The following is a 13,208-nucleotide window of genomic DNA, read 5'->3' as shown; positions in this document are numbered from 1 at the left end:
AGATGATGCAGGGACAACAGATCGATTGCAGCCAGCCGATTTCCGTCGTGCACGTGCTGAGGACTTATGGTCTGCACGGAGGCGAGCGCCAGCTGGGACGCCTTTTCTCGGCCGAAGATGCGACGCGTTATAGGAATGTCTTTTATTCAATATATCGCAACAAGGCCTGCGACCACTATTATTCGGCGATACCGGGGCTGGAGCAAAAGACCATTTTGAATCTTGAGGCACCGGTATTCCCTTCACTTCGTCGCGAAATGGTGCTGTTGCTTCTGTTGTTGCCAATTCTGCAAATCCGCGTGCTGTATGAATTGGCGAGGAGTGATTGCCGAATTTGCGTCGCTCATGGCATTCAGGCTGCGGCAGCTTGCTGGATCGCCGCGTGGACGGTGCCGCGAATTCGCTTCGTCTATGTTCACCGCGGGACGAAGTCCGAGGCAGGCTCGCACCCTGTCTTCAAGCTTCTGTACCGGCCATTCGACGTTGTTGCCGGCGTGTCTGTTGCAACAGCCGATTCGTTGAAGGCTTTGGTGCGCTCCGGAAAAGTGTTGACGCTCGAGAATGGGATCGATTGGCAAGCATTTGCCAAGGTGGCGGAAAATTGTGAGCCTAGGAAGCAAGCGGGCGTTACGACACTTATCTCTTCGGCGCGTTTATTGCCACACAAGGCTCAGGCGTTCCTGCTGCAAGCCTTTGCCCTTCTCGTGAAGATAAAGCCCGATGTTGAATTGACCGTCGCCGGTGACGGACCCGAGCTTGACAATCTCGTTGCCCTGGCTGCTAGCCTTGGTATTGCAGACAAGGTGCAATTTGTCGGTCATGTTTCCGACATCAGCTGTCGAATCGTGAACAGCGATATTTTCGTTCACGCCTCGGAGGTCGAGGGCATGAGCAACGCGGTGCTCGAAGCTATGACGCTTGCCATTCCGAGTGTTGTCGTTGACGCGCCGGGAGTTTCCGAGTGCCATCTCAATGGCATAACCGGATACATCGTCGAGCGCCGTGCGGCAGCGATGGCCGAGAAGCTTGCCATATTGGTTGATAATGCATCACTGAGACGTCAAATGGGCAAGGAAGCCAGACGTCGTGTGCAAGAGCAGTATTCGATCTCTGCCAATGTCAGGCGCTATCACACGCTCTATGATCAGCTATTGGAGCAAAGCTGATGTGCGGTCTGGTCGGCGGAATCTGGCGTGATGGCCGATTGCTGACGGCCGATGCCGTAGCCGCTGCATTATGTTCATTGGCTCATCGGGGGCCTGACGCCGCCGGCGATTACCTCGACGCCGGCGTGTTTCTTGGTCACCGGCGCCTGAGCATCATCGACCTCGATGCGCGCTCCACGCAGCCGATGCACACCGGGGCGCTAAGCATCGTGTTTAATGGCGAGATTTATAACTATCGCGAATTGCGCGCGGCTCTCCAGGTCCGTGGCTGTGTTTTTCGTACGCAGTCAGACACGGAAGTGTTGCTTGCGGCCTTTGCCTTGGACGGACTGAACGCGCTGCAGACGTTCGAGGGCATGTTTTCATTTGCCATCTGGGACAGAGAGGCCCGGCGGCTAACGCTTGCGCGCGATCGTTACGGCGAGAAGCCGCTGGTGTATCTCGAGGACAGGCAACGGCTTCTGTTCGGCTCCGAGATTCCTGCGGTCGACATCCTCGCGGAAAATAGCCTCGAAGTCGACCGGAGCAATCTGCCGTCGTTCTTTCGATTCTCGTATCTGCCGATTCCGATGACCCCGTATCGGGACATGAAACAGTTGCGCCCGGGCCACTGGCTGCAGCTCGATGTTGACGATTGGGCCATTCGTGAGGGGCGATATTATCGACTTCCTGGTCGGGCGCAGAAGGCTGGCAGCGTCTCGTTTGATGATGCGAAACAAGAGCTGCGACAGAGGCTCGTCACGTCTGTCGAGCAACGCCTGGCCGCATCGGATGTGCCAATTGCCACATTCTTGAGCGGTGGCTTGGATTCCTCGATTGTTTCGAGCATCGCAGCAAAAGTATCCGGCCGGGGGATTGCCGCATATTCCATCGGCTTTCCGAATGACCCCCCTTTCGATGAATCGCCATATGCGAGGATGCTTGCTTCCCGGTATCCCCGCATCGATCATCACGTCATCGATGTCACGGAAGATGGCCTGATGGATTTCACCAATAAGACACTGGCGTTGCTAGGTGAACCTTACGCGGATGCATCCATCATTCCGACAGCATTTCTCTGTTCGCACGTGAAAGAAAAGGTGATCCTCGGCGGCGACGGCGCAGATGAATTGTTTGGGGGGTACGGCGTCTATTCCGCGATGATGATGAGTGCCCGCATTCCCCGTTGGGCCAAGCGTCTGGCTCAGATACTTCCGATACATCGGAACCCGGCAAGTCTCGAAAATCCGATTCTTCGAGCGGCTGCATTCTTTCGAATGCATTTGCGGCCGACAGGGGCAGAGGAGTACCTATCGTGGCGTTCTTATGCGTCCCCGCAGCAAATCGAGAGTTTGGGGTTTGATGTTGGTCTCGCTGAGGAGTCGCAAGCGGATTGGCTCGCTGCCGACTTGCGTGACCTCCACGATATTCTTCGAACGGATATCGAATTCAATTTGCCGGGTGATATGCTCAAGAAAGTCGACCTCGCGAGCATGCAACATAGTCTGGAAGTGAGGCTCCCGTTTCTCGATTCGGGCCTGGTAGAGTTTGCCCTAAGCTTGCCTTCGGAATTCCTGATTAAGCGAGGTGTGCGTAAGTACATTCTGCGAGAGGCGTTCAAAGATGATTTGCCTACCGATATTCTGACACGTGGTAAGAAAGGCTTTCTGCTTCCGATACGCAAATGGATGAAGTCGGGCAAAATGCGGGAGGAGCTGTTGGAGATGGCTAGGAGGCAGACGGTGCTAGATTGGCGATCGATCCAGAGTTTTGCGGATGAGCATCGCTCCGGAATTGTCGATCATTCGCCATTACTCTGGGCAAGCTATGTTCTCCTAAAGTGGGATTTGAAGCATGGGGCGCGAATGACGGCATCACAAAGTCCCGAGAGCATCTTGGGCGAGAGCGCACATCGGGGGGGAGAATGCCAGCGAATTTACCAGGCGCCTGGTTTCTAGGGATGAAAGTTGGCCTTCTAGATGGAACAAAGGGGAAAGCTTTTACTGCGCTATTCATGTTCTCTGTTGCAGTGATCTGGTGCTTCGTCAGATCTACTTACGTGGATAGCGGGAAAACTGGCTTAGCCGAGGACGTCGTCCCGGTAGGTATAAGAATCGGTTTCTTGATTGCGGTATCCCTGCCGGCTTTCCTATTTGTTCTGAGCCGATCTCATCTAGCCTGGCTAGCAGGACTGTCCGCTGCGCTTGGTGCTTTGCCGCGCGTGCCGTTGCTGCCATTCCTATACGACTACGCGCATATGACTGTTTTATTGTGGTCGCTTGTACTGTTCACGGAATATGTGCGTGGCGCGGAAAGGGGGAAGGCACCGCTCCATGCAAAATTGTTCGCACTGTATTTTTTGACTGCGATCCTATCAGCCATTATCAACTACGTTATTTTCGGTAACCTATGGCAGTTGAAGGTCGGGGTCGCATTCTTTCTTCTCTTTGGCCCTGTCTGCTTCCTGATCTATGCGTTAGCCGTCAAGCGCGATGGATGCGTGGCGGATTTCGACCGGCTGCTTGACGGATTCGTGTGGGGTGTATTTGCGCAGGTTGTCATCGCGTTCTTTGCGATACCGGCGCTGATCTATTCGACTCAATATGAAGGTAATGATACAATTCTAGGACTAGGATACTACTACAGATATAAGGCGACCTTTCCTGGCCCAGTATCTCTCGGCTTTTTCTTTCTGACTTCCGTTCCGCTGACGTTGCTCTGGTTACACCGCCGGGGGAGCACATCTTCGATGGCCTCGATATATTTTCAGATTGTTCCTTGGCTGATGATGGCGACGGCGAGCCGGACTGTCCGCATTGCTGCAATCGCACCATTCTTGATGCTGCTGATTTTGAAGGCTACACGGCGGACCATGGTTTTTATGCTGCCGTCAGCCATTCTGGCATACTGGATATGCTTTTCATATGTGTCTCTGCCAGCTGCTTTGACAGTGTTGTTCGGCGGTGCAATTGATCCAAGTCTAAATATGTCCGAGCGCTTTTTTGTGACGAACGATCGCGTTGAGCTGGTCCGAGAGGCAACTCTTCAAATGTTGCATGCTTCTCTTGCGACGAGGCTTTTTGGTTTTGGCCCGGGTGTGGGCGGCTACAGCGCAAGCGGATATCCTATCCCGCACAATATGCTGATGAATCTCTGGGTTGAGACTGGAGTACTAGGTACTGCGAGTTTTTTCGGTTTTCTCGTCACTTTGTTCTGGGCCGTATTTCGCCATGTGACAGCGCTGCAAACTGACCCTGTTTCCGCTCGGCTGCTGGCGATTGGGTTGATTTCATTTGCTCTTGCGAATGCGGCGTATCAGACGAGCTACTGGGGCTATGCGCTGATCTTGATTCTGTTGGTGGTCTGCGGCATCCGCCTATACGACGTTGGTGACGCCAATCCGACTTCCGCCAGCCGGGCTAGTTCTTCGCGTGCCGAGCATCGACGACCTTTCCCATTTCGACTGGGCCTAACTGGCAAAGCTAAGGATGTTTGATATGGATCTGCGCGATATGTCGAAGGGCGATGCTGCGTCGCGCATCATGGACCGAAAGACCACTGTTGTCTCCCCTTGGCTTACTTTGGTCGAACGAGCGGTCGTGGACGGGCAGGGAGCGTCGATAGGTAGTTTCCACGGGCTTTTGCTAGCAGATTATGTTTCTGTGATTGCGGTCACGGCCGACGGGATGCTGCCCCTGGTCCGGCAGTTCCGTCCTGCCATCGAACGTTTGACGCTGGAGTTCCCCGGCGGGCTGCTCGATAAAGGGGAAGAGCCGGAGCACTGTGCGTTACGCGAGCTTTCGGAGGAGGTAGGTCTGCAGGCCCCGCACGTTATCAGCTTGGGAGAACTCCTCCCGGACTCTGGAAGGCTGGGTAATAGGTTGTGGGGCTTCGTGGCGCCATTGGCGGAAAAACAGGCAAGTTGGACCCCTGAGCCGGATCTGGAGATCAGCTGGGTCAGTCTGGCGACGCTGGAGGATTATATTCGTCATGGCACCTTCAATCATGCCCCCCATCTGGCAATGTTCGCCGTCGCCCGCTTGCGGGGTCTGATCTGACCGTTTCGGTGCCGTATGGCGGGATCCGGTCAGCTGACCAGGATCAATCGCGTGGCCTCTGTGCAAGCACGGTCTCGGGGAGCAACCATCATCCTGACAAAGCTGACACGCGCTAGTAGAGTACGATAGTCGAGCGTTTTGAAAGGTCTGGCGGCTCATTCGCGAAAGCCATTGCAGCCAACTCAGCCATTAACAAACAGCAAGACACAACGGGCAGTATCGTCTATTGGGAGGCGAGAAATCGACTCTTTTTTTGGGTTAAAAGATCTCGACCATGCTTGTTCCCCGCTCTTTCGCCGACCGATCCGTCTGCATTCTGGGCCTTGGATATGTTGGGCTCACCCTTGCGTCGACGATGGCTGCAGTCGGATTCCGGGTCTGGGGCGTCGAGGTCCGGGAGGATGTGGTGGAGGGGCTGCGGCAGGGGCAGCCGCATTTCCACGAACCCGGATTGGCAGACCAACTGAGCCGCGTTTTGGTAAGCGGCGCATTATCGGTTCACTCGAGCGTGCCGCAGGATTGCGATGCTACGGCTTTCATCATCACGGTTGGCACGCCGCTGGGTCCGGACAAGCGCGTACGCACGGATATGATCGAGCACGTGGCAGGCGAGGTTGCTGCGGCGATGCCCGCAGGCGCGCTTGTGATCATGCGATCCACCGTGCGGCTGGGGACCACGCGCTCGATCGTTGCCCCGATCCTCGATGCCGCTGGCAAGTCCTATGACCTGGCCTTCTGTCCCGAGCGAACGCTCGAAGGCGTCGCCATTCAGGAACTGCGCATTCTTCCACAAATCATCGGCGGCGGTTCGGAAGACGCGACGGTGCGGGCGGGGCAGCTGTTTCAGTTCGTGACGCCAACGACGGTCCGTGTACGCGATCTCGAGACCGCCGAGATGATCAAGCTGGTGGACAATTCCCAGCGCGATGTTCATTTCGCCTTCTCCAACGAGGTGGCATCGATGTGCGATGCGATCGGGGTGAGCGCCGCGGACGTCATTTCTGCCGGAAAGCTTGGATATCCACGGACCAATCTCGCGATGCCGGGGCCGGTCGGAGGTCCCTGTCTCGAAAAGGATTCCTATATCCTAGCCGAGGGGCTCGAGCATCGCGGCATGTCGCCGGCGATTGTTCTCACGGCGCGGAAACTCAATGAAGCTCAGCCGGAGCAGGCGATCGCAGCATTGCAACAGGTGACCGGCCGCATCAGCGGTTTCCCCGATGCGCCGGTCGTGACGGTGCTCGGCCTTGCCTTCAAGGGCGCGCCGGAAACGGATGACCTGCGTGGCACAATGGCGCGTCCCATTCTCGCGGCGTTACAGCGCCATTTTCCCAAAGCGCGTTTTAGGGCTTTCGATCCGGTGGTCTCGCTGCAGGCGATTCGAGATTTCGGACTCGATCCCGTCTCGTCCCTTGAGGAAGCGCTCGATGGCGCTAATGTCGCTGTCATTACCAACAATCACAGCGGCTTCCGCTCTATGGCGATCGAGACACTGTCCCATCGAATGGCGGCGCCTGCAATATTTTATGACTTCTGGAATAACTTCAATGCCGATTATCTGCTTTTGGCGCCGCATGTCGGCTACATGGCAATTGGCAGCCATGGCAGAGCGAAACTTCCGAAGGTAGAGGGTCTATGATCCGTCGATATCTCGTCACGGGCGGCACAGGTTTTCTGGGAGCCGCTCTGGTTCAGAAGCTGGTACGGGACGGGCACAGTGTGCGCGTGCTGGACAACAATTGGCGCGGCAATCCAAGGCGGCTCGCTGGAATCCAAGATCACGTAGAGCTGTATATCGGCGATATCCGCGATCCGCAGGTGGTGCGCCGGGCTGTCGATGATATGGACTGCGTGATCCATATGAGCGCCATCAACGGCACTCGATATTTCTACGAACAGCCCGAGCTCGTGGTCGATGTTGCGATTCGCGGCATGCTGACGGTGATCGATGCATGCCGGGATGCAAGGGTGCGCGAGCTCGTCGTTGCGTCCAGCTCGGAAGCCTATCAGTCGCCAGCTCAAGTTCCGACCCCGGAGAACGTTCCACTGGTCGTGCCCGACGTACGAAATCCGCGCTATTCTTACGGCGGGTCGAAGCTCGCATCCGAATTGATCGCGCTGAACTATGGCCGGACGGATTTCGACCGCGTGGTCGTGTTCCGCCCGCACAACGTCTATGGCGCCGATATGGGATTCGAGCATGTTGTGCCCGAATTTTCAGTCCGTGCGGCAGAGGCCGACCTGGCGACGACGCCAGGATTGCCTTTGACTTTTCCCTTAAAGGGGGACGGCGCTCAAACGCGCGCCTTCATCCATGTGGACGATTTCACGGATGGTCTTGCGACGGTCGTTGAACGCGGGGAGCATCTCAGCGTCTACCACATCGGAAACGCTGAAGAGGTGACGATCCGGCGCGTTGCGGAACTGATCGTTGCAAGCTTCGGGCGGGAGGCGATCATCGAAACCGGCCCTGCACCGCTCGGCGAAACTCAGCGTCGTTGTCCGGATATCACCAAGATCAGAGCGCTAGGTTGGTCCCCCAGCATTTCACTGCAGGACGGTCTTCCGCCCGTCGTCCGCTGGTACCGAGACCATCCAGAGCTGCGCCCACGAAATTCAGGAGATAGCAAATGACCGCGACGGTGCAATCCAGGCCGATCCTCGAGTGCCAAATCTGTGCGAGCGATAAACTCAAACCGGTGCTGTTTCTTGGCTATGTCCCGCCGGTGAACACCATGCCGCCGGTCGGGGAACGTGCGCTCGAGCAGCCTGCGTTTCCGCTCGAGCTGTTCCGATGCGAGGAATGTAGCCTTGTACAGATCGGGCTCGAGGTCGATGCGGAAGTTCTCTTCCCATATTCCTATCCGTATCTGAGCGGCACGACCAAGATTCTGCGCGAGAACTTCGCGGAGCTGTATCGAGAGGCGTCATCGCTCATCAAGATCTCGGTCGACGATCTCGTAGTGGACGTCGGCTCGAATGACGGATCGTTGCTGATCAATTTCAAGGAAGGCGGCCATCGTGTTCTCGGCGTCGAGCCGTCGCGCGCTGGCGAAGTCGCGCGCGGCCGTGGCATCGAGACGCTGACGGATTATTTTGGCGTGAAGCTCGCGACCCGGCTGCGCGCCGAGCGCGGCGCTGCCAAGGTCATAACTGCGGCAAACGTGTTCGCGCATATTGGCGATGTTCACAACGTTACTAATGGCGTTGTCGAATGGCTAGCCGAGGACGGCGTCTTCATCTCGGAGTCGCACTATCTGCTCGATCTGGTCAAGACGCTCCAATACGATACCGTCTATCACGAGCATCTTCGTTACTACGCGCTGGGCGCGCTCGAAGCGCTGCTCGCGCGTCACGGACTTGAAGTGTTTCATGTCAAACGCATTCCGACTCATGGCGGCTCCATTCGGGTCTATGCCGCGCGTTCGGGGCACTATCCGATTCAAGCGTCGGTTGCCGAGCGTCGCGCCGACGAGGAGCGCTTTGGTCTCACCGACGGCAGCGCGCTGAAGACCTTTGCCGCGCGCGTAGTTCATTCCAAGTTGACATTGTACAAGCTGCTCGCTGGGTTGAAGAAGGATTGCACCAGCATCGTCGGCATTGGCGCTCCGTCGCGCGCATCTACGCTGATCAACTATGTCGGCCTCGACGACGGAATCATGGATTCCGTCATGGAAGTTTCGGGCTCGCATAAGCTCGACAAGTATATTCCCGGCACACGGATCCCCGTGATCGACGAGGCGGCGCTGTACAGGGACCAGCCGGACTACGCGCTGCTGCTGTCCTGGCACATCGCGGATGAGCTTGCCGCCAATCTCCGAAAGCGTGGGTACAAGGGCAAGTTCATTGTGCCTTTGCCCGAGCCGCGAATTATCGAGTGATCTGATGGTAGGGAAACGAGCGCTCAGGCTTGGGGTCGTGGGTCTGGGGTTTGGTGCCGACGTGCATGTCCCCGCATTTGATCTGCTGCCCGATGTCGAGGTCGTTGCCCTGTTGGGGAGAAATGCCGAAAAGGCTGCAAGCGCGGAAAGCCGCCTGAGAATTCCGGTGTTCACGGATCCCAAGAGTTTTTTCGCCTCGCGCCTCGATGCGGTGAGCGTGGCGGTGCCTCCGGGACAGGTCGAAGCCATCGTAGAACATTGCCATGCGCATCGGCTTCCCGTGCTATGTGAGAAGCCGCTCGGCTCCAATACGCCCGCTGCGGAGCGAATGGCGCAGCAATATGGAGATCTGACAACGGCGCTCGATTTTGAATTCGCAGAACTCGAAACATTTTTGGCTCTACACGAAGCGATCCACGCGCGAAAGCTGGGGGACCTCAGGCATGTCCAGGTCACCTGGCTCAACGAATCCTGGGTGCATCGGAGCGGGACCTGGTCGTGGAAGACCGATGCCGACCGCGACGGTGGCGTGCTGAACCTTTTCGGGACCCATGTTCTTTATCTCATGGAGTGGCTTGCGGGCCCTGTTGTCGCTTTGTCTGCACGTATGGATTCGCGGGTGACGGCCCAGCTGAAGCCGAATGGCGATGCGCGCGCAGCGGAAGATCTCGTCCATGCCACGTTTGATCACGCATCGGGTGCGGTGACATCGATCACGATCGGCAACGCCAATCCGGGTTTGACGGCGCATCGGTGGACGGTTGTGGGCAGCGCCGGATCGGCCGTGATCGATAATTCCACGCGCGACTATATGGGCGGTTTCAGGCTGGTCGCGACGAGCGCCCGTGGTGAGCCGCTGCTGGACGTGTCCGAACCTGCAGCTAACGGGGATGGTCGTCTGCCTCCTTTCAAGCGTCTGGCGGAACGGTTCGTTACAGCCGTGAGGGCAGGCACGACTTGCCATCCTGGTTTTGGCGAGGGGGCGCGCGTGCAGCTTCTGGTCGATGCCATCAGGCAGGCTGCGCTGGACAACCGAACCATCGAAATTCAGAGGCCCCTGTGAGGCTCGTCATCGTCGCATCGAACTGGCCTTTTCCAGGACATACGGTTCGCGCCGCCAATGTGGTCGTATTCGAACTGACGCGTGCGCTCGCTGCCCAGACAGCGATGACGATCGGGTTTCTCAGGGTGGGGCTGGAAGGGGAGCCTCGGCCAGATGCCGACGAAATCGCGGGTCTTGCCGCTTTGGCCGAAGTTGGCGTCGAGATCCTGCCCGAAATCATTTTACCGGTGCGGAAGACGCAGGGCTCGCCATTCATCAAATTGCTCGATCCGAAGCCGGAACATTTCTATCCCTATGTCGATCAGGGAGGCGCTATCGCGCGGGCTCTAGCATCCTGGAATGCGGATGCGCTGATGGTGCCCTGGAGCGAATGGCTGACAGCCGCCTGTTCCACGGTGCCTGTTCTCAAATTCGCCTACTATGGAAACCCGGATCACAAGACCGGCTACATGCGCGCAATGCATGATCGCAAGCTGAATGGCTGGAATCCGGGCTATCTGCGCTTGCGACTTGGCCTGTCCCGTCTCGAGCAGGTGCATAACCAGATTATGCTCCGCTACGAAATACTCGGGGATGTAGCCGCTAACGATGCCGCGTATTACGCCCAGCGCGGGCATCCGAACGCGTTCTATATCCAGAATGTCTGGATCGACCGCTTCGGCGAGGGGTGGCGCGAGCGTCGACGCGCGCTGGAGCAGCCGAGTCCCCTTGTCATCATTGGCAATATCGGAAAGCTCGGCGGGACCGCCAACCGCTACGGGCTGGATTATCTCGGCCGCGAGGTTCTTCCCGAGTTGCGCAAGCGCATGGCGCCGGGGACATTCAGGATCGAGATTCTCGGATCCGGGGAGCTTGAGCCAGGTATTCGCGCTCCTCTCGAAGGGCCCGACGTAGTGTTTCGCGGCTTCGTACCGGATATCGACGAAGCTATGCTGGCGGCGCACGTGTTCCTGTGCACGAACAATGCGACGCCATTCAAGGTCGGCCACACCCGATATCTTCACGCCTGGACGCTTGGTTCCTGCGTGATAGCCCATCAGGACGTGAGCTTGTCGATGCCCGAGATCAGGCACGGAGAGAATGCCTTGCTCGGGTGTGACGCCAGCGATATCGCAGATCTGATTGCGCGGGCAGGGCAGGATCACGCGCTGCGCAACCAAATTGGAAGCGCGGGCTGGGAAACTTATCTGACGAAGTTCAGGGCGGAGACGGTTGCGGCAAGGATAGCAGAGCAACTAAGAAGCCACTGAAGCGGCCGGAGATCGCACGAGTCGCGTGTCACTGACAACGCTGTGCCTGGTGAAAATCGCCGCCAGCCTATGCCAGCCGTGGCGCACTACTTTTGAGTTTAAGTCACCGCGTGATGGCAGGCAATGATCTGGGTGTCTCGCGAATGTTATGGTAGAGAGTGGAGCATTTCATTGAGGCGGGCGCCGTCTACGGCTATTTACCTTTTAGGATATCCCCTCACTCTAGCCCACGGACAGCTTTATGCTCGAAGCAGCGGCGGGTGCCAATGAACGTTGACCTGTCGAGCCGGACAGATTTCGGGGGTGTCTTTCCTCCGTTAGCATGCGCAGCGATTGTGATGCGAGATCGTGGGCACTCGCGGATTTGTTGTTTTGACAGTCACTGGGCGGAGTTGGGTTGGGATGACTGATCGTCCCGTGCGGCCGGTGCTAACGATTGTCACGGTCACTTACAATAGTGCCGCGACCCTGCGGGATACGTTGCGGAGCGTGCGCGATCAAAGTTTCCGTGACTATGAGCACCTGATTGTCGATGGCGGGTCGACAGACGGCACTATCGACATCCTTACGGAAGCAGGCGAGACTATCCGATGGATATCGGAGCCCGACCGCGGCATCTATGATGCGATGAACAAGGGAATCCGGCTTGCGCGGGGCAACTGGATTCACCTCTTGAATTCAGACGACTATTACAATGCCAATGACGTCCTGGCGCGAATTGTGCCGCGTCTGGTCGAAGGTTCAGTGAACTACTGCGATCTGGTCAGGGCCGAACCGGATGGCAGCCGGGTTCTTCAGCGTTACAACTTCAAGAAGTGGCCGCTTTATTTCTCCGCTTATTTGCCCCATCCGTCTCTCATCGTATCGGCTAGGCAATACGCAGAGCTTGGCCCCTATGATACGACGTTCCGGGTTGCCGCGGACCACGACATGATCCTGCGGCTGGTCAAACGATATCCGGCAAATCACATACCGGTCGAAATGACTGTCATGCGGCAATCGGGCGTTTCGGCTACCAATCTTGATTGGAGCATGCGGGAGTTCGGGATGGTGCTTCAAAAACATAATACCCCTGTGGCGGTCGCGAGCGTCATCATGGCCATTCGCCGCATATGGTGGAGGATACGGATAAGATGAACGACCCAAATAGTCTTGCGATTCGTGCCGGCGTCACCGAGCGAATATCACTGATATCGCCTGACCGTGCGGCGAGCGTCGCCGATATTGGTTGCGGCGAGGGAGAATTGCTGGGGGGCCTTGTGGAACTCGGTTTTGGCGAGTTGATGGGGGTCGGCTGGAAGATCGATGTTCCTGCCGGCGTTGCCAAGGTGGAGGAAGTCGATCTCAGTCAGCCCGGCTGGGCGGATCGAATCGGTGGGCGGACTTTTGATGTTCTTGTTGCCACCGAAGTGCTGGAACACCTAGTCAACCCCTATGAGTTTCTGGCCCAGCTGCGGCGGCTCGCCGCACCGGCCGGACGCCTGATCCTGACCTTCCCGAACGTACACAATTGGCGAAGCATCGTCGGCTATGCAGTGAGCGGTCGCTTCAGCGGTTTCTTTGGGCCGAACTGGAACAACAACCACCCGCTGTACGACCAGCATATTTTCATACCTAACCACCATCTGGTGCGATACTTCCTTCGCCTTGCCGGCTTCGAAGTCGTCTCGATCGATTTCCTGTACGGTCAGGGAAAGCTGTTCGGTACAACGGCGATGTTCGATTGCCGTACGATAGCCAAGCCCTAAGGGAATTTCCCCGGAGCCAGCTGGGCCGATGCGACAGATGCCTGGGTCCATCTCTGCGGGGCC

11 protein-coding genes are annotated in these 13,208 nt (G+C 57.3%); all 11 read left to right on the top strand.

Annotation, left to right across the window (positions count from 1 at the left end; all coding sequences use genetic code 11):
* Positions 1 to 2: 2 nt before the first annotated feature.
* The 11 genes from GGD61_RS03955 to GGD61_RS03905 all read left to right on the top strand — a co-directional run bounded on the left by GGD61_RS03955 (position 3) and on the right by GGD61_RS03905 (position 13,145).
* A complete protein-coding gene (locus GGD61_RS03955; protein WP_092260984.1) occupies positions 3 to 1,166 on the top strand; it encodes a glycosyltransferase in 1,164 nt (387 codons plus the stop codon).
* Positions 1,166 to 3,103 carry an asparagine synthase (glutamine-hydrolyzing) gene (asnB, locus tag GGD61_RS03950; protein ID WP_092260986.1) on the top strand — a complete coding sequence of 646 codons (1,938 nt, stop codon included), beginning with the start codon at positions 1,166 to 1,168 and terminating at the stop codon, positions 3,101 to 3,103. The genes GGD61_RS03955 and asnB overlap by 1 nt, the downstream gene beginning before the upstream one ends.
* Before the next feature lie 2 nt (positions 3,104 to 3,105).
* Positions 3,106 to 4,641 (top strand): O-antigen ligase family protein, encoded by a 1,536-nt coding sequence (locus tag GGD61_RS03945; protein WP_092260988.1) that lies wholly within the window; start codon positions 3,106 to 3,108, stop codon positions 4,639 to 4,641.
* A gap of 1 nt (position 4,642) precedes the next feature.
* Positions 4,643 to 5,203, top strand: a complete 561-nt coding sequence (locus GGD61_RS03940; RefSeq protein ID WP_177237339.1) for an NUDIX hydrolase — start codon at positions 4,643 to 4,645, stop codon at positions 5,201 to 5,203.
* 274 nt (positions 5,204 to 5,477) lie between these two features.
* Positions 5,478 to 6,842: a nucleotide sugar dehydrogenase gene (locus tag GGD61_RS03935; RefSeq protein WP_092260992.1), complete on the top strand. Its 1,365-nt coding sequence runs from the start codon at positions 5,478 to 5,480 to the stop codon at positions 6,840 to 6,842.
* Complete coding sequence (locus GGD61_RS03930; protein WP_177237340.1) at positions 6,839 to 7,837, top strand: NAD(P)-dependent oxidoreductase; 999 nt, start codon at positions 6,839 to 6,841, stop codon at positions 7,835 to 7,837. The genes GGD61_RS03935 and GGD61_RS03930 overlap by 4 nt, the downstream gene beginning before the upstream one ends.
* The gene (locus tag GGD61_RS03925) at positions 7,834 to 9,084 is read left to right on the top strand and encodes a class I SAM-dependent methyltransferase (RefSeq protein WP_092260994.1); all 1,251 of its coding nucleotides are present in this window, start codon (positions 7,834 to 7,836) and stop codon (positions 9,082 to 9,084) included. The genes GGD61_RS03930 and GGD61_RS03925 overlap by 4 nt, the downstream gene beginning before the upstream one ends.
* 4 nt (positions 9,085 to 9,088) lie before the next feature.
* The gene (locus GGD61_RS03920; RefSeq protein ID WP_177237341.1) at positions 9,089 to 10,147 is read left to right on the top strand and encodes a Gfo/Idh/MocA family protein; all 1,059 of its coding nucleotides are present in this window, start codon (positions 9,089 to 9,091) and stop codon (positions 10,145 to 10,147) included.
* Positions 10,144 to 11,397 carry a glycosyltransferase family 4 protein gene (locus GGD61_RS41415; RefSeq protein WP_092260998.1) on the top strand — a complete coding sequence of 418 codons (1,254 nt, stop codon included), beginning with the start codon at positions 10,144 to 10,146 and terminating at the stop codon, positions 11,395 to 11,397. Before GGD61_RS03920 ends, GGD61_RS41415 begins: the two co-directional genes overlap by 4 nt.
* 402 nt (positions 11,398 to 11,799) lie before the next feature.
* Entirely contained in the window at positions 11,800 to 12,534 is a 735-nt protein-coding gene (locus GGD61_RS03910) for a glycosyltransferase family 2 protein (protein WP_092261000.1), read from the top strand.
* On the top strand, positions 12,531 to 13,145 hold the full coding sequence (locus GGD61_RS03905; RefSeq protein ID WP_157158392.1) for a methyltransferase domain-containing protein: 615 nt from the start codon (positions 12,531 to 12,533) through the stop codon (positions 13,143 to 13,145). Before GGD61_RS03910 ends, GGD61_RS03905 begins: the two co-directional genes overlap by 4 nt.
* Positions 13,146 to 13,208: the final 63 nt, after the last annotated feature.

The sequence above is a fragment of the Bradyrhizobium sp. SBR1B genome, assembly GCF_014198205.1.
In the GTDB taxonomy this organism is placed as follows: domain Bacteria; phylum Pseudomonadota; class Alphaproteobacteria; order Rhizobiales; family Xanthobacteraceae; genus Bradyrhizobium.
This window is presented reverse-complemented; position numbering and strand designations above follow the sequence as displayed.